The organism is Paenarthrobacter sp. GQ52, assembly GCF_059759005.1.
Genome location: NZ_JCAXEJ010000021.1, coordinates 33,630 through 53,781 on the forward strand (window position 1 = coordinate 33,630; position 20,152 = coordinate 53,781).

Annotated in this window: 21 protein-coding genes; 10 read left to right on the top strand and 11 right to left on the bottom strand. The window is 62.8% G+C overall.

The window, feature by feature from the left end; genetic code table 11:
- Positions 1-14 precede the first annotated feature (14 nt).
- Positions 15-1,349, bottom strand: a complete 1,335-nt coding sequence (locus tag AC6CH8_RS19905) for an FAD-binding oxidoreductase (protein ID WP_429330592.1) — start codon at positions 1,347-1,349, stop codon at positions 15-17.
- Between the two features lie 244 nt (positions 1,350-1,593).
- Here AC6CH8_RS19905 and AC6CH8_RS19910 point away from each other — a divergent pair, with 244 nt between their 5' ends.
- Genes AC6CH8_RS19910 through AC6CH8_RS19925 form a run of 4 tightly spaced genes read left to right on the top strand, consistent with a single transcriptional unit; the run spans position 1,594 to position 4,697 of the window.
- A complete protein-coding gene (locus AC6CH8_RS19910) occupies positions 1,594-2,004 on the top strand; it encodes a TOBE domain-containing protein (protein ID WP_054809108.1) in 411 nt (136 codons plus the stop codon).
- Positions 2,001-2,801 (top strand): molybdate ABC transporter substrate-binding protein, encoded by an 801-nt coding sequence (gene modA, locus AC6CH8_RS19915; RefSeq protein WP_498192014.1) that lies wholly within the window; start codon positions 2,001-2,003, stop codon positions 2,799-2,801. The genes AC6CH8_RS19910 and modA overlap by 4 nt, the downstream gene beginning before the upstream one ends.
- A 13-nt stretch (positions 2,802-2,814) precedes the next feature.
- Positions 2,815-3,627, top strand: coding sequence for an ABC transporter permease (locus AC6CH8_RS19920; protein ID WP_498192065.1), 813 nt, complete (start codon positions 2,815-2,817; stop codon positions 3,625-3,627).
- Positions 3,624-4,697 (top strand): sulfate/molybdate ABC transporter ATP-binding protein, encoded by a 1,074-nt coding sequence (locus AC6CH8_RS19925; RefSeq protein ID WP_498192015.1) that lies wholly within the window; start codon positions 3,624-3,626, stop codon positions 4,695-4,697. Before AC6CH8_RS19920 ends, AC6CH8_RS19925 begins: the two co-directional genes overlap by 4 nt.
- Positions 4,698-4,723: 26 nt before the next feature.
- Here AC6CH8_RS19925 and AC6CH8_RS19930 read toward each other — a convergent pair whose 3' ends face one another.
- Complete coding sequence (locus AC6CH8_RS19930) at positions 4,724-5,341, bottom strand: MSMEG_1061 family FMN-dependent PPOX-type flavoprotein (RefSeq protein WP_498192016.1); 618 nt, start codon at positions 5,339-5,341, stop codon at positions 4,724-4,726.
- Positions 5,342-5,489: 148 nt separating this feature from the next.
- Between AC6CH8_RS19930 and clpB the strand changes: the two genes are divergently transcribed.
- Positions 5,490-8,147 carry an ATP-dependent chaperone ClpB gene (gene clpB / locus AC6CH8_RS19935; RefSeq protein WP_498192017.1) on the top strand — a complete coding sequence of 886 codons (2,658 nt, stop codon included), beginning with the start codon at positions 5,490-5,492 and terminating at the stop codon, positions 8,145-8,147.
- A gap of 9 nt (positions 8,148-8,156) precedes the next feature.
- Here the strand turns inward: clpB and AC6CH8_RS19940 are convergent, their stop codons facing one another.
- Complete coding sequence (locus tag AC6CH8_RS19940; protein ID WP_498192018.1) at positions 8,157-9,062, bottom strand: septum formation family protein; 906 nt, start codon at positions 9,060-9,062, stop codon at positions 8,157-8,159.
- Positions 9,063-9,305: 243 nt separating this feature from the next.
- On the opposite strand from AC6CH8_RS19940, the gene AC6CH8_RS19945 reads away from it, so the two are divergent.
- From AC6CH8_RS19945 to AC6CH8_RS19955, 3 genes are all read left to right on the top strand, one after another.
- Positions 9,306-9,530 carry a DUF3073 domain-containing protein gene (locus tag AC6CH8_RS19945; RefSeq protein ID WP_011776148.1) on the top strand — a complete coding sequence of 75 codons (225 nt, stop codon included), beginning with the start codon at positions 9,306-9,308 and terminating at the stop codon, positions 9,528-9,530.
- Positions 9,531-9,712: 182 nt separating this feature from the next.
- Positions 9,713-10,495, top strand: coding sequence for a VOC family protein (locus AC6CH8_RS19950; protein WP_498192019.1), 783 nt, complete (start codon positions 9,713-9,715; stop codon positions 10,493-10,495).
- Positions 10,492-11,262 carry a VOC family protein gene (locus AC6CH8_RS19955; RefSeq protein WP_474661378.1) on the top strand — a complete coding sequence of 257 codons (771 nt, stop codon included), beginning with the start codon at positions 10,492-10,494 and terminating at the stop codon, positions 11,260-11,262. The genes AC6CH8_RS19950 and AC6CH8_RS19955 overlap by 4 nt, the downstream gene beginning before the upstream one ends.
- Before the next feature lie 205 nt (positions 11,263-11,467).
- Here AC6CH8_RS19955 and purM read toward each other — a convergent pair whose 3' ends face one another.
- The 7 genes from purM to AC6CH8_RS19990 all read right to left on the bottom strand — a co-directional run bounded on the left by purM (position 11,468) and on the right by AC6CH8_RS19990 (position 17,181).
- On the bottom strand, positions 11,468-12,616 hold the full coding sequence (gene purM / locus AC6CH8_RS19960) for a phosphoribosylformylglycinamidine cyclo-ligase (RefSeq protein ID WP_091470140.1): 1,149 nt from the start codon (positions 12,614-12,616) through the stop codon (positions 11,468-11,470).
- Positions 12,613-14,244 carry an amidophosphoribosyltransferase gene (gene purF, locus AC6CH8_RS19965; protein WP_091470142.1) on the bottom strand — a complete coding sequence of 544 codons (1,632 nt, stop codon included), beginning with the start codon at positions 14,242-14,244 and terminating at the stop codon, positions 12,613-12,615. Before purF ends, purM begins: the two co-directional genes overlap by 4 nt.
- A 136-nt stretch (positions 14,245-14,380) precedes the next feature.
- Entirely contained in the window at positions 14,381-14,713 is a 333-nt protein-coding gene (locus tag AC6CH8_RS19970) for a hypothetical protein (RefSeq protein WP_014922809.1), read from the bottom strand.
- A 91-nt stretch (positions 14,714-14,804) separates the two neighbouring features.
- Positions 14,805-15,146, bottom strand: coding sequence for a hydroxyisourate hydrolase (gene uraH, locus AC6CH8_RS19975; RefSeq protein ID WP_498192020.1), 342 nt, complete (start codon positions 15,144-15,146; stop codon positions 14,805-14,807).
- Positions 15,143-15,652: a 2-oxo-4-hydroxy-4-carboxy-5-ureidoimidazoline decarboxylase gene (gene uraD / locus AC6CH8_RS19980; RefSeq protein ID WP_498192021.1), complete on the bottom strand. Its 510-nt coding sequence runs from the start codon at positions 15,650-15,652 to the stop codon at positions 15,143-15,145. Before uraD ends, uraH begins: the two co-directional genes overlap by 4 nt.
- 155 nt (positions 15,653-15,807) lie before the next feature.
- Entirely contained in the window at positions 15,808-16,638 is an 831-nt protein-coding gene (locus AC6CH8_RS19985) for a phosphatase PAP2 family protein (RefSeq protein WP_498192022.1), read from the bottom strand.
- An 81-nt stretch (positions 16,639-16,719) separates the two neighbouring features.
- A complete protein-coding gene (locus tag AC6CH8_RS19990) occupies positions 16,720-17,181 on the bottom strand; it encodes a winged helix-turn-helix transcriptional regulator (protein ID WP_474661372.1) in 462 nt (153 codons plus the stop codon).
- A 63-nt stretch (positions 17,182-17,244) separates the two neighbouring features.
- On the opposite strand from AC6CH8_RS19990, the gene AC6CH8_RS19995 reads away from it, so the two are divergent.
- Together AC6CH8_RS19995 and AC6CH8_RS20000 are read left to right on the top strand one after the other, a co-directional pair.
- Entirely contained in the window at positions 17,245-18,486 is a 1,242-nt protein-coding gene (locus AC6CH8_RS19995; protein WP_498192023.1) for an MFS transporter, read from the top strand.
- 26 nt (positions 18,487-18,512) lie between these two features.
- Entirely contained in the window at positions 18,513-19,607 is a 1,095-nt protein-coding gene (locus AC6CH8_RS20000) for a pyridoxal-phosphate-dependent aminotransferase family protein (protein ID WP_498192024.1), read from the top strand.
- A gap of 64 nt (positions 19,608-19,671) precedes the next feature.
- Here the strand turns inward: AC6CH8_RS20000 and AC6CH8_RS20005 are convergent, their stop codons facing one another.
- Entirely contained in the window at positions 19,672-20,079 is a 408-nt protein-coding gene (locus AC6CH8_RS20005) for a hypothetical protein (RefSeq protein ID WP_498192025.1), read from the bottom strand.
- Between the last annotated feature and the right edge of the window lie 73 nt (positions 20,080-20,152).

Genomic DNA, 20,152 nt, shown 5'->3' on the forward strand with positions numbered 1-20,152 from the left:
GGAGTGCAGGGAACTCAGTGCTGGGCGGGCAGGATGTTCTGGTTGCCGCGGAACACGTTGTCAGGATCGAATTCGCGCTTCACCAAGGACAGTCGCCGGTAGTTCTGTTCTCCATAGGCCGCCATAATCCGATCTTGCCCTTCGTCACCGATGAAGTTCAGCCACACGCCGCCCGTGGTGTGCGGGGCGATGTCCTGCCGGAACTGTTTGACCCACGCTTTTGCCTCCTGCCCGCCCTCCCGTGTTTCGGAAAGGCCGAACGGGTGGCTGACCCAGGCTGCACCCCGGTGCTGCAACGGAGTGTTCGCCGCAGCAGGGCCGCCCACGGCCCCGCCCCAACGTGCCACCAACTGCTGCGAGTGCGGTCCCGGAAGGCGTTGAGCCGAGTCGACCAGAAGATCCAGTGCGTCGTCATTGAGCTCGTTATGGTAGTCCGCGCTCCAGTAGTTGTAGTGGTCCGGAGGGTCATCGATCATGCATTGGAAGTCCGCATATTGCATGGGCGAGACCAGATCCACGGAGGGGCCGAGTTCCTTGAACGGTTTGACGTGCTCTTCGCCAGCTTCAACATCACCCGCGTAGATGTAAGCCATCCCGACGGCGAGCTTGCCCACCATCTCTTCCGGGACGAACTCTTCCGGCGGGGCGGTGAGGTACACGAGGGCTGTCCCCACGGCGTCGGGCGCCTCCAACGCAAGCCCCCGGAAGGCGCGCGACAAATCCTTCGCATCCTCCCCTGGGAACAACATGAGGCCCGCCATCACGGTGGGTCCAAGGTCGTGCAGCTTGAACGTCAAGGACGTAGCCACACCGAAGTTACCGCCCCCGCCGTGGAGGGCCCAGAACAACTCGGGGTTTTCGCCGGGACTGGCGGTAACCCGTTGCCCGGAGGCCGTGACCAGATCGACGGAGAGCAGGTTGTCGCACGCGAATCCGTACGAGCGCTCCAGCCATCCCGAACCACCGCCCAACGTGAATCCCGAGACTCCCGTGGTGGATGCGCGCCCGCCCGTGACAGCCAGCCCGTACTGCTGGGTTGCGCGGTCGAATTCACCCCAGGTCAGCCCTGCGCCTACCGTGGCGGTCTTCATCCCGCGGTCCACGCTGATGGACTTCATGGGACGGACGTCAATTACCAGCCCGTCGTCGTTGGTGGACATGCCCGCCACCGAGTGACCGCCTGAGCGCACAGCGACGTCCAAATTGTGGTTGTGCGCATAGCTCAGCGCTTCAGCCACTTCGCCGGGATCAGAGCATTTGGCGATGACAGCCGGTTTGCGGTCGATCATCGCATTGAAGAGTTTTCGGGCTTGGTCATAGTCCGGGCTGTCCGGACGAATCCATTCCATGGGACGTTCCTTCGCATCGGAAACTCTCCCCTAGAACAGGGTACGTCCGCACCTCCCATCGGACCATGGGTAAAGCAAAGAAGTACGACGACGGCGGCGCACCATTTCGCGCCAAGCGCACCAGAGCTTACGGGTGCGTCATGCGGTAATGGGAGTACCGTGCCGCTCACTAACTTAGCGGTCACATAACGTATGCGGCGGGTTTGATGCCGAAGAACCGCAAATACGGAACTATGATGCATTTATGCCGCAGATACGAATATCCGAGGCCGCGCGCTTTCTTGGTGTCAGCGACGACACCGTGAGGCGTTGGACGGAAAACGGAACGCTTACTGCCCGGAAGGACTCAGCCGGGCGCCTCGCGGTGGATGGCTTGGAACTGGCCACGCTTGCCCGAGACCAATCCCATCTCCCCGACGACCCCTCCCGGGCCGGAAGTTCGGCCCGCAACCGCTTCATCGGACTGGTTACCGGCATTACCGCGGACAAGGTCATGGCCCAAGTAGAGCTTCAGTGTGGTCCGTTTCGCGTTGTGTCGCTGATGAGCAGCGAAGCCGTCCGGGAGCTCGGGTTGGAACTCGGTTCGGTAGCCACAGCCGTGGTGAAGGCCACCACTGTCATCATCGAAACACCGCAGGGAAAGAGTGTCATATGAGGTTCAGCCGCAAGCCTTTCGCCGCAGTGTTGGTTGCGGGTGCCCTGGCGGTGAGCCTGGGAGCCTGCGCCTCCGGGACAACACGTCCGTCCACGGGCTCGGCAAGCCCCGGGTCCTCCATGTCCGGAGAGATCACCGTTTTCGCCGCGGCATCCCTGAAATCGACCTTCACCCAGCTGGCCAAAGACTTCGAAGTCCAGCACCCGGGCACCAAAGTAACTCTCAGCTTCGCAGGGTCCTCTGACCTGGTCACGCAGATCACCCAGGGTGCTCCAGCTGACGTCTTCGCTTCAGCAGATGCCAAGAACATGGCCAAGCTCGCCGACGCAGATCTCGTGGACGGCACAGCAACCAACTTCGCCACCAATGTCCTTGAGATCGCAGTCCCGCCCGGCAATCCGGCGTCGATCTCTTCCTTCGCGGACCTCGCAAAGCCCGGCGTCAAAGTGGTGACCTGCGCCAGCCAGGTCCCCTGCGGCGCTGCAACGAAGACCGTTGAAAAGGCGACAGGAACCACGTTGAGCCCGGTCAGTGAGGAATCGTCCGTGACCGATGTCCTGGGCAAAGTCACCTCGGGCGAAGCCGACGCCGGCCTGGTCTACGTTTCGGACGTCAAAGCGGCCGGCGACAAGGTTAAGGGCGTCCCCTTCCCCGAGTCGGACAGGGCCGTCAACACGTACCCCATTACCACGGTTGGTACTAGCAAGAACAAGGAACTGGCCACTGCGTTCATAGCAAACGTCACTAGTGAAGCGGGCAAGAAGGTCCTCACGGACGCCGGCTTTGGAACGCCGTAGCGGCCACCGCATCATGATCAAGCGCAGCGGCTACCACGGCATTCCGCGGTGGATTTATGTTTTCGCCGCTGTGGGTGGACTTCTGATGGTGCTTCCCCTGGCGGCCATGTTGCTCCGGGTGAATTGGCCGCAGTTCATTCCACTCATCACCTCCGAGTCGTCCCTTTCCGCCCTGGGCCTGAGCCTGAGAACCTCAGCGGCCAGCACCGTCCTTTGCGTCGTCCTGGGGGTTCCGTTGGCGCTGGTGCTTGCCCGCGGCGAGTTCCCCGGGCAAAGGCTTCTCCGCTCCTTCGTCCTGCTGCCGCTGGTGCTGCCGCCCGTCGTCGGCGGTCTCGCTCTCCTGTACACGTTCGGGCGGCAGGGACTCCTGGGAAAGTCCCTTGAACTGGCCGGGATCCAGATCGCGTTCTCCACTTCGGCGGTGGTTTTGGCCCAGACTTTCGTGGCCCTGCCGTTCCTAGTGGTCAGTCTGGAAGGCGCCCTGCGATCGGCCGGAAGCAGATATGAGGCTGTCGCGTCGACCCTCGGGGCGCGGCCCACTACCGTCCTTCGTCGTGTCACGCTTCCATTAGTGCTGCCTGGGCTTGCGTCCGGTGCTGTGTTGTCGTTCGCGCGAAGCCTTGGCGAGTTCGGTGCCACCTTGACCTTTGCCGGCAGTTTGGAAGGCATCACCCGCACCTTGCCGCTCGAAATTTACTTGCAGCGTGAGGCCGATGCGGACGCCGCCGTCGCGCTGTCGTTGGTGCTGGTGGCGGTTGCAGTTGCGGTGGTCGGGCTCAGCTATGGGCGCCGGCGAAGCAGCACTCCTGTGGAGGTCCAGCCATGAGCTTCGAGCTGCAGGCAATCGTCCGCGCCAGGAACTTCGACATGTCCCTAAGCCTCGCTGAAGGCGAGACTGTGGCCGTACTCGGTCCGAATGGTGCCGGGAAGTCCACTCTGCTGGGCGTGATCGCCGGGCTGCTGCGGCCGGATGCCGGCTCGGCGCGAATCGGCGACAAAGAACTGTTCAAGCTCGACGACGGCACTCACTCTTGGAGCCCGCCACATCTGCGGGGGACTGCGCTTCTGGCCCAGGAGGCTCTCCTGTTTCCGCATCTGAATGCCTTGGACAACGTGGCATTCGGGCCGCGAAGCGGGGGTGCTTCGAAGGCTGCCGCACGGGAGACTGCACAACACTGGCTGGCCGAAGTTGATGCCCTGCCACTGGCTGACCGGAAGCCCGCCCAGTTGTCCGGAGGGCAGGCCCAACGCGTCGCCGTGGCACGCGCCCTGGCTGCTCAGCCCGAGTTGTTGCTCCTTGACGAGCCGATGGCCGCCCTCGATATTCACGCAGCACCATTGCTCCGCCGCGTCCTCAAACGAGTCCTGCGGGACCGCAAAGCCATCATCGTCACGCACGACATCCTGGACGCCTACATGCTCGCCGACCGAGTCATCGTGGTGGAGGAGGGGCGCATCACGGAAGAAGGACCCACTCGTCAGGTCCTTGAAAGACCACGAAGCCACTTTGCCGCCGGCCTCGCCGGCCTCAACCTCGTCGCCGGGACCATTGCTTCCGAGGGAATTACGACGCCGGATGGCCGGCTTTTCGCGGGCCGGCATGATCCGGACTGGTCACCAGTACCCGGCCAGGCAGGCGTGGCCGCCTTCCCGCCGTCGAGCGTTTCCGTCTTCCTGGGCGATGTGCACGGAAGCCCCCGCAATTCCTTCCCGGTAACCATCACTGACCTGGAACCCTACGGTGATCAGATCCGCGTCCGTGCCAGCGGGGTGCAATCGGCACAAGCTTTGTCAGCCGACATCACTCCCTCCGCATCCGCCGACCTGGGCCTGGCGCCGGGCATGGAAGTGAGGTTTGTGGTCAAGTCCGCGATGGTGGCGGTCTACCCGGCCTGAAACACGCTTGGCCGAATACCCTGGCGCTACTCGCGATACATCCGCTCCGCATAGGACGGCCCGTAGTAGGACTCCAGATCCTCCAGTGGTGTTTCGGGTTGCGTGTAGGTCTGGGACAACATGGCGATGCTCGGCAGGCCGTCCATGTCCCAGGTTTCCGGTTGCCACAGTCCGCTCCGCATGAAGGCCTTACCGCAATGGGTGAACACTTCCTCCACAGCAACCACAACAGCGGCGCGCGGCCGGTGCCCCTTGACCACCAAGTGATCGAAGAAGTCGGCGTCACGGACAATTTGTGCCGTTCCATTGATCCGCAGGGTGTCCGTTCTGCCCGGGACGACGGACAGGATACCCACGTTCGGGTTCTCCAGGATGTTGTGGAAGCCGAAGGCGAGCTTGTTGCCGGGGCGTTCCGGTATGGCGATTGTGTGCTCGTCCAGGACATGAATGAAGCCAGCTGGGTCGCCCTTGGGTGAGGCGTCCACGCGGCCCTGCGCGTCCGAAGTCGAGATCACGCAAAACGGGCTGGCTGCCAGCCATTGGCGGTCGAAATCGCTGAGGGATGTGCGCACTTTCCGGCGCACACGGCCCAAGGGCAATCCGATCAGTTCTTCGAGTTCATCCACGCTGGAGATGGGGTCCATAGGCTCAGCCTACTTCCCTTGATTTCGGTGGACTCTGGACACTGGTTTCGCCGTGGGCAAACATGGAACTTAATGGACCAAATGCAAAGTTGAGCGTAGTAGACTCAACTTTGTAATCATAGGTATCACTCCAGAAAGGGAGCACTCTTTGGACGTCAAATTCACCACCAAAAGCCAGGAGGCCCTTTCTGCGGCCGCCATGAACGCCTCAACTGCCGGCAACCCGCAGCTTGAGCCTGCCCACCTGCTGAAAGCCCTAATGGACCAGCGCGAAGGCGTTGCCGTTGCGCTGTTGCGTGCCACGGGAGCGGACCCTGATGCCGTGAGCGTTCAGGCTAGCTCAGCCATTAAATCGCTGCCGTCGTCATCGGGCAGCTCTGTCCAGCAGGCCCAGTTGTCCCGCCAGTCCATGCAGGCCATCCAAGCTGCCCAGAACGAAGCTGACAAGCTCGGCGATTCCTTTGTGTCCACGGAGCACCTGCTGCTCGGACTCTCGGCCGGAAGCGACGCCGTGGGTAAGTTAATGCGCGACGCCGGCGCCTCCCACGAGGCGCTGCTCGCTGCCCTGCCCGGCGTCCGTGGCGACAGGAACGTCAATTCCCCCGATCCGGAAAACACCTTCCAGGCCCTGGAGAAGTTCGGCACGGACCTCACTGCCGTGGCCCGCTCAGGCAAACTGGATCCCGTCATCGGGCGTGACAGCGAGATCCGACGCGTCGTGCAGGTTCTGAGCCGCCGCACCAAGAACAACCCCGTGCTGATTGGTGAGCCGGGCGTTGGCAAGACCGCCGTCGTCGAAGGCCTTGCGCAGCGCATGGTGGCCGGCGACGTTCCCGAAAGTTTGCGCGGCAAAACGCTCATCGCCCTGGACCTCGCGTCCATGGTGGCCGGAGCAAAGTATCGAGGCGAGTTCGAGGAACGCCTGAAGGCCGTTCTGGAGGAGATTAAGAACTCCAACGGGCAGATCGTGACGTTCATCGACGAAATCCACACGGTTGTGGGTGCCGGCGCCACGGGTGAAAGCGCCATGGACGCGGGGAACATGCTCAAGCCCATGCTGGCGCGCGGTGAACTGCGCCTGATTGGTGCCACCACCTTGGACGAGTACCGCGAGAACATTGAGAAAGACCCTGCACTGGAACGCCGCTTCCAGCAGGTATATGTTGGCGAGCCCAGCGTCGAAGACACCATCGGTATTCTTCGTGGTCTGAAGGAACGCTACGAGGCCCACCACAAGGTGGCTATCGCCGACTCTGCTTTGGTCGCAGCCGCAACGCTGTCCAACAGGTACATCTCGGGACGCCAGCTTCCGGACAAGGCAATCGACCTCGTGGACGAGGCCGCGTCCCGGCTGCGCATGGAGATCGATTCCGCACCGGAAGAGATCGACCAGCTCCGCCGCGCCGTCGACCGCCTGACCATGGAAGAACTGGCCCTCCAGGGCGAAACTGACCCTGCGTCGGTGGAGAGGCTGGCTGCGCTCCGCGCGGACAAGGCGGACAAGAACGAGGAACTCAGTGCGCTGAACGCGCGCTGGGAGGCGGAGAAAGCCGGACTGAACCGCGTCGGCGATCTCAAGGCCAAGATCGACGAACTGCGTTCCGTCGCGGACAAAGCCCAGCGCGAAGGCGACCTCGAATCGGCCTCGCGGATCCTTTACGGAGAACTGCCTGCCCTCGAACGGGAGCTGAGCGCCGCTGCTGAGGAGGAGTCCGCCCGGAGCGATTCGAAACCGGAACTGATGGTTGCCGAGGACGTGACCGCGGACGACATTGCAGAGGTCATCTCCGCCTGGACCGGCATCCCTGCCGGACGAATGCTCCAAGGTGAGTCCCAGAAGCTCCTCCACATGGAAGAGGAACTCGGCAAGCGCCTCATCGGTCAGACAAAAGCCGTGCAGGCTGTGTCCGACGCTGTGCGGCGTGCCCGTGCCGGTATCAGCGACCCCAACCGCCCTACGGGCTCGTTCCTGTTCCTCGGTCCTACGGGCGTCGGTAAGACGGAGCTGGCCAAGGCCTTGGCAGACTTCCTCTTCGACGACGAACGCGCCATGATCCGGATCGATATGTCCGAGTACAGCGAGAAGCACTCAGTCGCCCGTCTGGTGGGTGCCCCTCCGGGATACGTCGGCTACGAAGAAGGCGGCCAACTCACAGAGGCTGTCCGTCGCAGGCCCTACTCCGTGGTGCTGCTGGACGAGGTGGAGAAGGCCCACCCTGAGGTCTTCGACATCCTCCTGCAGGTACTCGACGACGGCCGCCTCACCGATGGCCAGGGCCGCACCGTGGACTTCCGCAATACCATCCTGGTGCTGACCTCCAACTCCGGAAGCCAGTTCCTTGTGGACCAGTCGCTGGATGCAAGGGCCAAGCGGGACGCCGTCATGGCCGTGGTCCAGGCATCCTTCAAGCCCGAGTTCCTGAACCGGCTGGATGAGATCGTCCTCTTCGATCCGCTGACAGTCGAGGAACTTGCCCGGATCGTTGAGCTGCACGTCGCCGAGCTGAGCAACCGGCTCCGCGATCGCCGCCTAAGCCTTGAGGTAACCGATGGGGCACGCGCATGGTTGGCCATGTCCGGCTTTGATCCCGCCTACGGTGCACGGCCGCTGCGCAGGCTGGTTCAACGGGAGATCGGCGACCGCCTCGCCAAGGAGATTCTTGCAGGCGAAATCAGCGACGGCGACACAGTGCTCGTGGATACCGCTGCGGACCTCGACGAACTCACCGTTGAAGGCTTCGAAGCGCTGACAGGTCCCGACGGCGGCACTTCCGCAGGTACGGGCCTCACGGTTCGTCGGAAGTAGCGTTTCAGGCTACTTCGCGAGGAGATCTTCGGAGATGGTGTTGCCGGAATCCACCACGATGAAGCAATCAACGCGGCGGTCGCCCCGATCCCAACTGGTGGTGCTCGGGTAAACGTTCTGCTGAAGCAGCACGTAATTGTCGGCCGCTGCGTTGAGCTTCACGTCCTTGCAAACCTCGCGCCCTTTGTCCCTGAGAGCATTGGTTCCAGGGAAGGATTCATCAGATCCGTATGTGTGGACGGCGCCGAGTTGGGCTGAGTGCTCGGTGTCGCAGGCTACGGCCCTGGCTTTTGAGGCGTTGGCATCAAAGTCGGCAAAGCAGTCGCCCACTTGGAAGTCCTTTGCCTCTGCATCGCGGGGGAGGGGGCCCGGGGTCGGAGCCGCGCTGGGTGTGGACACGGCTGCTTCGGGACGGGTGCCCAGCAGGTTGAGCAGGACCCAAATCACCACTCCGATGAGTATGAGCACGCCAACAACGATTCCGCCGATAACCAACCGCTGCCGCTTGACCGGATCACCATGAGGTTCCGGCTGTCCGTGCAGGGCTTGATCGCCCTGTGGTTCCGGCCTCCATTCCTGACCCGTGTATGGCTGTTGGCCGGCTAAGGGTTGCTGCCCAGCGTAAGCAGGCGCATTGGCGTAAACGGGTGCATGGGCATTTTCCGGCGACGCTGAGTCCCCAGCCGGCTGTGCATCCGTGGGTGGCAACGCGGGATCGGGCTGGCCTGCCGGATTGGTAACAAAGTCAGGATCGAGCTCGGGTGCGGGATCCGGTTGCAGACCTGAGGGCGGCGCCCAGGGAGCGGATGACGGTTGCTGACCCGGCGAAGGTGGTGTTTGGGGCGCAGGGAGCACTCCATCCTCGCCTTGTTCGCGTCGTGAACCGTCATGGGGTGAAGTGTTGTCCTGGCTCATATTCCGGAGTGTGCCTTCCTGCTGTGGAGCCGCATTGAGGCAGACTCTACCCAATTTTTGCTTCTCTTGGAGGTGTAACCGCGTGGTTTCAACCCTAGTCGGCTCGGACGCGGGGTCCTGGTGGCGCGCAGGCACCCCCGAAAGCATGTAATCTAGACATACGACAAATTGACCAAACATTCCGGGGCCTCACCGATAGCCAAGGTGACCACCTCCGGTCCAAGTACAAAAGGGGGTCACGCCATGGGGCGCGGCCGTCAAAAGGCAAAAGCTACCAAGCAGGCTCGGGATATTAAGTACTATTCCCCGAACACTGACTATTCGGCACTTGAGCGGGAGCTCACGGGTCCGTCCAGTCGTGTCAAGAGCCACTTCCCCGACGATCCCCCGGAGCCGGACTATTCGGCCTACGAGGACAAGTACGCGGAAGATGACGACGACGAGGTAGATACCCGTCGGATCGGATAGCCGTCGCAACCAACAGGTGCTTATGGCACTGAGTTGCGGACCGCCGTCGTGCAAGGTCATCGCGCATTTCCGAATGCCGTATATCTTTTGAAAAAGGGCCTCCAGGCCACGCCATTCTTTGGCGTACCCTGGGGGCTCTTTTTTGCGTAGGCTGGAGTTCGGGCGCATCGAAAGGGAAATCCATGCCGGAGGTCGAGAGTTATCAGCAGGGAACACCGTGCTGGGTGGACCTGTCCTCCACCGACATAGAAGTTTCCAAGAAGTTTTACAGCGACCTCTTCGGGTGGGAACTGGATGCCATGGATGCCGGAAATGGTATGACTTATTACATGGCCAAGCTCAAAGGCCGCTACGTCGCCGGAATGATGCAGCAACTGCCCGATGCCCCGGAGGGAATGCCTTCCTATTGGGCGAACTATCTTGCCGTTGATTCCGCTGACGAGGCCGCCCGCCGCGTGGAAGCCGCTGGCGGAACCCTGCTTTTCCCTCCAGATTCGGTTCCCAACGGCAGCGGACGTATGTTTTTCGCCACAGATCCGACGGGCGCCCAGATCGGCTTCTGGGAAGCTGGCAACCATCCCGGTTCGGGCTTGGTCAACGAGCCCGGGACCATGATTTGGAATGAACTGCAGACAGATGACGTCCACAAGGCCGTGGCGTTCTACGAGGCTGTGACAGGTTGCACCAGCGAGACTGCGCCGGCCGGTGACCTGCAGGAGTACACGAGCCTGCTGGTGGATGGAAAGCGAATCGCGGGTGCCCTTAAGTTGCCTATTGAAGGCCTGTCACCGTTCTGGATGACGTACTTCAACGTGGTGGACATTGATGACACGGTGAAGCAAGCCGTTGAGCTGGGCAGCCATATCATTGCACCGGCTTTTGATGTGCCGGGAGTTGGGCGAATGGCAGTTCTCATGGATCCAGCGGGAGCAGCGTTCAGCATCATGGCAGGCTTGGCAGCATGACATCACGAAAGCACTATGCCAGTGGAGAGCCGTGCTGGGCCGACCTTCAGACACGGGACGTCGCGGCAGCCAAGACTTTCTATGAACAGGTCTTCGGCTGGACTTTCAAGGACCTGCCCACGCCGGATGGCCGCAGTTATGCGCAGGCCTTCGTCAAGGATCAGTTGGTGGCTGTGATCGCCCCGCAGAACTCCATGCAGGAGGCCGCCGGAACACGTGGCCAGTGGAACATATACATTTCGGCCACCGACACCGAGGAAATCGCGGAGGACGCGGTCCACGCGGGAGGGAAACTCCAGTTCGGCCCAGAGGCCGTGGCCGACACCGGGGTCTTGGCGTTCATCGAGCCTCCGGGCGGCGGCACCACGGGCATCTGGCAGGCCGGCACCCATGTGGGCAGTCACTTGTTCAACGAGCCCGGGGCGTTGGCCTGGGCGGAATTGCTGACGCCCGAGCCGCAAGCCGCCGTCGCGTTCTTCCAGCAGCTTTTCGGGCATGAGGTCACCGAATATCCCCAGGACGACGGCGGCAGCTACAGCACGCTGATGGTCAAGGGTGACGAAGTGGCTGGCATAGTTCCTGCCGAGGAGGGCGACGAGGCCGGCTGGCAGATCTACTTCGGCGTAGCGGATCTGCGAAAAGCAGCGGAAGCAGCAGCGGCAGCCGGGGGAGAGCTCCTCGTTGAACCGGAGGACAAACCCGAAACGGGGTCACTTGCCACCATTCAGGACCCGCAGGGTGGTGTCCTTAGCCTGGTACAGGTCTAGGAGGGGCAGCAGCAGAAAGAGCGGCCGGGCGCCGCGCATATTCCCAAGTGCCTCGCAAACGGGTCGGCGCTGCCCGGATGTGGGTGTCGGACGCTCTTTTCCGCAGCGGGAACGAATATGGGTGTCCCTACTGACTCAAATGCATACAAAAAGAGCGGCCGGGCAGTCCATGACTGCCCGGCCGCTCTCTATGAAGCGATAACGCTTAGGCGTAGGCGTTCACCAAACGGACAGCGCCGCCGTCGACGCCCTTGGCGCCCTGGACGTAGTCCGGGCCGGTCTTATCGATCGAGTCGCTGTCAGCCGAAACGGTACCCATGACCCAGGACGGCAGGCCGCGGTCGTTGAGGCGGGCCACTGCAGCATCGGCTGCCTCGGCGGAAACAATGGCAACCATGCCCACACCGAGGTTCAGCGTGCGCTCCAGGTCGGCCAGCGGAACGTTGCCGAGCTCGGAGACCAGCTTGAAGATCGCAGGCAGTTCCCAGGTGTTGCGGTCCACGGTGGCTACGAGGCCCTGCGGGAGGACACGGGCCAGGTTGGCAGCCAGGCCGCCACCGGTGACGTGGCTGAAACCGTGCACTGCTGCACTGCCCGTGACCGGGAAGGTGCGGGCGAGGTCAAGGCAGTCAGCTGCGTAGACGCGGGTGGGCTCCAGGAGTTCTTCGCCCAGCGTGCGGCCGAGTTCGGAGACCTGGCGGTCCAGGGCCCAGCCGGCGTGGTTGATGACGCGGCGGACCAGGGAGTAGCCGTTGGAGTGCAGGCCGGAGGAAGCCATGCCGATGACCACGTCGCCAGCGCGGACGCGGTCCGGGCCGAGCAGGGCGTCTGCCTCGACGATGCCTGTTGCGGCACCTGCGACGTCGTACTCGTGCTCACCCAGGAGACCCGGGTGCTCAGCGGTTTCGCCACCCACCAAGGCGGTGCCGGCCACGGAACACGCAGCAGCGATACCGCGGACGATGTCCGCGATGCGCTCCGGGACAACCTTGCCGCAGGCGATGTAGTCGGTCATGTAGAGCGGCTCAGCACCCACCACAACGATGTCGTCCACCACCATGCCCACCAGGTCAAAACCGATGGTGTCGTGGATGTCCATGGCCTGCGCAATGGCAACCTTGGTGCCAACACCGTCAGTGGACGTTGCCAGCAGCGGCTTCTTGTAGGTCAGCAGCCGGGAGACGTCGTACAGGCCAGCGAAACCGCCGACGCCGCCAATCACCGAGGAGTTGTGCGTCGCCTTGATGGCGCCCTTCATGAGTTCGACTGCGCGGTCCCCCGCTTCAACGTCGACACCCGCGGAGGCGTAGGTGATACCGGAGTTATTCTCAGCGGCGGGTGTTGCGGAGCTCATACAGACTCTTTCTTGTCGGCGTCGGTCAAACGATCAGCGTCGGTAAGCAGGTTTTCGAATTCGGCGTCGGGTCCGGGATCGCAACCCGTGGCGCCCGGCTTCTCGGCAGGGTCCTCGGAATCGTCCACCGAAGCGGCCTCGTCTGCAGCAGGCAGGCCGCCAAGGTCGGTGCGCTCCAGCAGGTTCTTGCCCAACTTGTCCGCGTGCGGCAGCTCGATGGGGTACTTGCCGGTGAAGCAGGCCGTGCAGAGGCGTTCGCGCGGCTGCTGGGTAGCGCCGATCATGCCGTCTTCGGAGATGTAGGCCAGTGAGTCAGCGCCGATTGCCTGGGAGATCTCCTCGATGGTGGCGCCGTTGGCGATGAGTTCCGCGCGGGACGCGAAGTCGATGCCGTAGAAGCAGGGCCACTGAACCGGGGGAGAGGAGATCTTGACGTGCACTGCGGCGGCGCCGGCTTCGCGGAGCATCCGAACGATGGCCCGCTGGGTGTTGCCGCGGACGATCGAGTCATCCACCACAACAATGCGCTTGCCACGGATCACGGATTCCAGGGCGTTGAGCTTGAGACGGATACCCAGCTGGCGCAGGGTCTGCGACGGCTGGATGAACGTGCGGCCCACGTAGGCGTTCTTGACGAAGCCGTGCGCAAACGGAATGCCGGACTGCTCTGCGTAGCCCACAGCGGCGGGTGTGCCGGACTCGGGCACCGGGATAACAAGGTCGGCCTCATGCGTGTTTTCGCGGGCCAGCTGGCGACCCATTTCCACGCGGGCCTCGTACACGGAGCGGCCGGCGATGGCAGCATCCGGGCGGGCGAGGTAGACGTATTCGAAGACACAGCCGGCGGGGGTTGCCTCGGCGAAGCGCTGCGAACGGACGCCGTCCTCGTCAATGGCAATGAACTCGCCGGGCTCGATCTCGCGGATGAAGCTAGCGCCAACAGTAGCCAGGCCGGCCTGCTCGGAAGCGACAACCCAGCCGCGCTCCAAACGGCCCAGGCACAGCGGACGGATGCCATAGGTATCGCGGGCTGCGTAGAGGGTTCCCTCATCCATGAAGACGAAGCAGAACCCACCCTTGATCTTGGGCAGCAGCTCCAAGGCGGTCTGCTCCAGGGTCTTGCCCTCTTCGCCCTCGAGGAGAGCGGTCACCAGTGCGGTGTCCGAGGTGTTGCCCTGCTTCATTTCACCGGTCAGCTGGCCATCGTTGCGCTCAAGGATCATTTCCCGAAGCTCAGCGGTGTTGGTCAGGTTGCCGTTGTGAGCCAAGGCAACCGTGCCGGTTGCTGTCGCACCCAGGGTTGGCTGCGCATTGGCCCAGTGGCTTGCACCGGTGGTGGAGTACCGGCAGTGGCCAACGGCCAGGTGCCCGGTAAGGGTGTTCAGGGTTGTCTCATCGAAGACCTGGGACACAAGGCCCATGTCCTTATAGACATTGATGCGCTTGCCGTCACTGGTAGCGATACCAGCCGATTCTTGTCCGCGGTGCTGCAGCGCATACAGCCCGTAATAGGTGAGTTTTGCTACTTCTTCACCGGGAGCCCAAACCCCAAAGACGCCACAAGCGTCCTGGGGGCCTTTTTCGCCGGGGAGAAGATCATGAGAAAGTTTTCCGTCGCCACGTGCCACTGGTCGATTGTCTCATGTTGTGGCCGTGGTACGTTCCCCCGCTGCCTATGTGACCCCTTGAACTGGCGTGTTCCCGCGAAAATGCGGTGTGTCTCACATTCGGGACCCCTGTGAAGAGGCGGGCCGGGCGCCTGACTTAGCGGACGTCGTCGTTCTCTGGTCCTTCATCCGGAACCGAGTCCGGAACGGGCTCCACCACGGCGCGCTGGGTGCGCTTGACGCTAAGGCGGTCCAGGATCAGGGCGAGGATGGAGAACAGGATGACGCCGCCGCCTGCGCAGACGATGAGGAAGAATCCAAACACCGTGCCGGCATCAAAAGCGGGGTCGGCCTGGCGGCCGTAGGCGATGATTGCAGCCACGATTGCACCAACCACGGCTCCCAGAATCATGAAGGGTACGAACTTGGGTGCCCGGCGAACCGTGATCTCGCGACGGGCGGAGTTGGGGGTGGTGTCCTCTGAAGCCATGCCTTCAAGCGTACCTTTCTCCGCCCAAGTGACAGATAAACCCCATGTTTCCGAAGAACATGGGGTTTATCTGTGAACTCGGTGGGGGTGGCTAGCTGCCGCGGTAGGTCGAGAAGGCGAACGGGCTCAGCAGGAGCGGCACATGGTAGTGCTCGCCGGCGTCCGAAACTGTGAAGTTCAGGTCGACTTCCGGGAAGAACGTCTCCGTGTCGAGGCCCTCGTAGTAGGCGCCGGTGGCGAAGTTCAGGCGGTAAGCACCACCGGGAATCCGTTCCGGACCAAGGGTCTTGATGCGGCCATCGGCGTCGGTTTCGCCCTTCGCCACCAAGGTCCAGTCGTCACCTTCCCGGACGTAAAGTACGACGGCGACACCCGCCGCCGGGCGGCCGGAACCGGTGTCCAGAATGTGGGTTGTTACTTGTGAAACGCTCATGCGTTGACTCCTTCGCTGATCAGTCCGGAGAGGCGCAGCAGTGCGATCTCCCGCAGCTGGCCGGCCACGATTGTGTCTTCTTCTTCGGGGGTGTGGTTGAGGCGCTCCTGTAGGGCCCCCAGCATTTCCTGCGCGCTGCGGCCTGCAGCGCGGATCAGGAAGACCCTGCCGAATTTTTCTTCGTAGGCGCGGTTTCCCTCGGCGAGTGCTGCTGTTGTCTGGTTGTCGCCGGGATCCACACCTGCCTGCTCCGAACGCGACATGGCCGCCTCGGTGGTCTGGGCCTTGGGACGTTCGCCGATCCGTGGGTGGTGTGCCATGGCGGACTCCACCTCGGCCGCGGTAAACGGCTCGGCGGCGCGCTGGGCTTGCCCCAGCAGCTCGTCGACGCCGGCGTAGGGGCGCGCGTCGACGATTGCTTCCACCCAGCGGCTGATGTCCAGGCAGGGGGTGAGAGTCCTGATGGCCTCGTCACGGTCAACACTGTTGAATACTGCAAGCTCCATGCTTGTGTCATCCTCATGCAAAATGCTGGCATCCATGGTGTGGGCTATGCGGAACTCCTGCTGGTACAGGAGGAAGCCCGTGCTTCAAGCTTCCGCATCATGGAACTGTTATTTCAGCATACGTAATTCAATTAAGCCGAGTGAGCGGGCTGGTGTCAAGAGACTATCGCCCTGTGACGGCGTGTTCGGACCGTGAGGTAGAGGCGATGGGCGGTAATTACCAACGCCAGCCAAGCGATGCCGATGGCCCATGCCGCCAGGACGTCCGTCAGCCAATGGTGACCTAGATAAACGCGGCTTAGACCCATGGTGAAGGCGAACGCTGCCGCCACGAGAACAGTGATGATCCTCGCCTTGGTGGTCTTGAGCCTGAGGATGATCAAGTAAGCCACGATTCCGGCGATCACTAGTGAGTTGAGCGAGTGGCCGCTGGGGAAAGATGCCGAGTGCTCGTAGGGAGGGATGGCATCAACGAGGTCCGGGCGGGCGCGGCCGAAGAGCGGCTTGCCCAGGATGGTAATGATCAGGGAACCCAGCCCGGCGGCGAGCATCAGGATGACAGGTGTCCATGATCGCCGTTTGGTGGCCAGGAAAATCATGATGCCCACGGCAATGATGGGCATGCCAACGGTGCCGCCAATATTCGTGTAGGCGGTGGTGGCTACGTCCAAGGCGGGGGAGCGCACCGTCTTGGCTGCCGCCAGCACGGGATCATCCAATCCGGCCACGCCGTCAGCTTCGGTCACGGACTCGTAGACCTCGCCGAACACAAGGGCCAGTGACAGGGCGATGCCAAGTCCTGCAATAAGCGTGATAATCAGCGCTGCATAAGGGCCGAGCAGGGACGTAACTTTTTCAGCGCCGCCTGCCAGCGCCCGGCCGGCAGGGGATTTCCAGCGCGTCAGGTCCTGCCCGGCGACGAATCGGTCTTGGCTTACCTCGCCGCTGACGCCTTGCTCGGGCGCCTGTTTTCCTTCAGTCGTCACTCTCGTCCCCTATTCGTGGCGGCCTCAGTATTGGTGAGTAACCTTAGCAGTTTGGACTTGGCGGGTCTTGAGAGGGCGGCTTTACGGCAGCGATTCGCCAACCTTGACCAGCAGTGTTTGTTCCGGTGTAAGTTCCGCGCCGTTTTCCCGGAGTGGGCGGAGCTGCGGGACCGGCTCACCCGTCGCTGGGTCCACGAGGGCGGAGTGGGCTTCGCCGGCGTTGAAGGCGTTGCGTTCGCCCCATTGCCGGAGGCTGAGGATCAACGTAAAGAGGTCTCGCCCAGCGCTCGTTAGCTCATATTCACTCCGCGTCCCGCGGTCATTCGGGATACGGGTCAGGACGCCCCTGTCCACGAGGAGGCGAAGGCGGTCCGAAAGGATGTTCTTCGCCACCCCCAGCGACCTCTCAAATTCTGAGAACCGCCGCTTGCCGTCCAGTGAGTCCCGAATGATCAGCAGGGTCCACTTGTCGCCCACGAGGTCGGCTGCCCTTGCCACCGGACATTCGGGGTCAGTCCATGCGATATCACTTGGTTGCAACATGAAACCATTCTGCCATATGCTCGGATGGTTGCATATTGAAACCGAAAGTTTGAGGCCGGAAAGATGAGCAGTAATCAGCTGACGAAAACCACACAGGGACTCAGCCGTAGCCTCTTGCTGCTGCTCGCCGTCGTGGCCGGGTTCATGGTGTCGAACATCTACTACGGCCAGCCCCTCTTGGAGCGCATCGGTTTCGACCTGAGTATCCCCGCGGCGAGCATCGGATGGGTCGTGGCATCATCACAAGCCGGGTATCTTGTGGGGCTGGTTCTCCTGGTGCCATTGGGAGACTTGGTGGACCGCCGCATACTCATCACCGTTCAGGTGGCAGCGAGTGCTGTGGGTGCCTGTGGCGTGACCCTGGCTTCCTCCGAAGCTGCCTTGCTGCTTGCGTTCGGGACACTGGGGTTGGCCTCATCCGTTGTACAGGCCATCGTCGCGTACACCGCCGCCTCCAGTACCCCGGACAAAAGAGGCGGAAACATCGGAACTGTCACCGCCGGCGTCGTGAGTGGCCTCATCCTTGCGCGGACCGTGGCCGGTGGCATGACGGACCTCTGGGGTTGGAGGTCGGTTTACATCTTTGCCGCACTTGCTGCTGTGGTCCTGTCGCTGGCAGTCCTCCGCGCCATGCCACGGGAGCAGACATCAAGGGGCGAGGCGCGCTATTGGCAGGCCGTTTCATCAGCGGTGGTCCTGACGCGGCGCAATCCCGTTTTCCGTACCCGTGCGCTTATCACCATGCTGCTGTTCGCGTCTTTTGGAGTGCTGTGGAGCGGCATGTCGCTTCTGCTCAGCGGCCCCGCCTGGAACCTTCCGCCGGGCGTTGTCGGGCTGTTCGGGCTTGCCGGTCTTGTAGGGATACTGGCCGCATCCAAGGCCGGTGCTGCGGCCGACCGCGGATGGGGACAACGGGTCACGGGCATCAGTTTGGTGGCGCTCCTGGGCTCGTGGCTCGCGTTGACCCTGGGGAGCTGGTCGCTGCTCTGGTTCATCGCCGGCATCGTGGTGCTGGACGCCGCGGTGCAGGCCGTCCACGTGACCAGTCAGACCATGATCGTGGCGGGCGCCGAAGACTCGGCCAGCAGCATCATTGGCAGCTACATGGTGTTCTACTCGGTGGGAAGTGCCGTGGGAGCAGCAGCCGTTGCGCCGGTCTTCGACGCCTGGAGTTGGGCCGGTGCCAGTGTTCTTGGGGCAGTCTTCGCGCTGGGCGCTTTGGTGATCTGGGGCGTTGACCGGACACGGCTGCAGGGTGCTGGGGTGCGTTTGGTTAGCTCCGTGCAGCAGGCTGGGGCAGAATGACCTCAACCAGCTGAAGGAGTTCGCACATGCCGCACATTCTGACGTCCAGGTTCCTGTTCGGTCCTGGCCCGAGCAATTGCTACCCCGAAGCCATGGCTGCCCTGGCCTATCCCGTGCTCGGCCACCTTGATCCTGTGTTCATCGAACGGCTCGACCACACCTGCGAAGGCCTCCGGACTGTTTGGGGTACCTCCAATGCGCGCACACTCCCGTTGAGTGCCACAGGTTCCGGCGGGATGGAAGCGGCTTTCGTGAACACCGTGTCCGACGGCGACGTGGCAGTAGTCGCTGTCAACGGACTCTTCGGGGCGCGCATGTGTGAAGTCGCCCGGCGTTGCGGGGCCACGGTGATCCGCGTCGATCACGAGTGGGGCCAGCCCGTAGATGCCGAGCGCGTTCTGTCCGCGCACCCGAATCCCAAGGTGATCGCCGCCGTCCACGCTGAGACTTCCGTCGGCGTGCTCTCGGACATTGCCGCGCTGGGTGTCGGTAAGGGAGACGCCCTGCTGATCACTGACGCCGTGACGTCCATTGGCGGACTGGAGCTCCGAGCGGACGACTGGGGGATCGACGTCGGATACGCCGGAACGCAGAAATGCCTTGGTGTGCCGCCGGGACTTTCGCCCTTCACGGTGTCCGACCGTGCCTTTGAGCGACGCGTCAAAGATCCGCGCTCCTGGTACCTCGACATCGGGCTGCTGGGCGGGTATGTCGGTGCCGCCAGTGGTGCCCGGACGTACCACCACACAGCGCCGGTCACCATGGTCGCCGGGCTCGAAGCCGCCCTGGACCGCATCCTTGCTGAGGGCCTTGAGAATGTGCAGGCCCGGCACCGTTCAGCTGGCGCGGCTTTGCAGACTGGGCTTCAGGAGATGGGGCTCGAATTGTTCGCTGCCGAGGGCGCCCGGTTGCCGAGTCTCACCACCGTGAAAGTGCCCGACGGCGTCAACTCGGCTGCCGTCCGCGCTTACCTTCTGGAGAACTTCAGCATGGAAATCGGCTCGGGCGTCGGGGAGTTCGCGGACACTGTATGGCGCATCGGCATGATGGGCCCGAACGCCAACAGGGCTTCTGTCACGCTGGTGCTCGGCGCTTTAAAGGAGGCAATCGCGAAAGACTAGCCCGCACGCTCTCTCACGTCCCGCGGGTTTGGGTGGGTCGCTCGCTCACATCCCGCGGGTTTGGTCAGCTGGCCGGGATTTCCTCCGGGTCGCAGCTCTCGGACCTAACCGGGGCTGTGAGTTCGAGGTAGGCCGGGAACTTTGATCGGATGCTCACCGTGGCGCCAACAGCATCTGTGCTGCGCGTTACCACCCACCCGCCGGGGACGGGATCGATGCCGTTGAAGGCAGGGAATCCGTGCTTCTCCAGGACGGGATCGGCCGCAGCGAAGAGATCCTCAAAGTTCCTGGACGGTTCCACGATGTCCGCGCTGCTTTGCATGCTTTGCAGATAGAGCATGCATCTGCCGTCTTGGGCTGGACTCATGTCTGCCGTATCGTCCACGGCCCAGGTGATGCCGGGCATCTTCTCTTCCAGGGCGGCAACAAGTTCCGCGGTCAGAGCGTCGTACTTGGCGATGCTTTCAGCCACAGGAGCAGGTTCGGAAGTAATGGGAGGTGCCTTGCTGGGTTCCCGTTTGGTTTCGCCGGGGACGCTGCAGCCG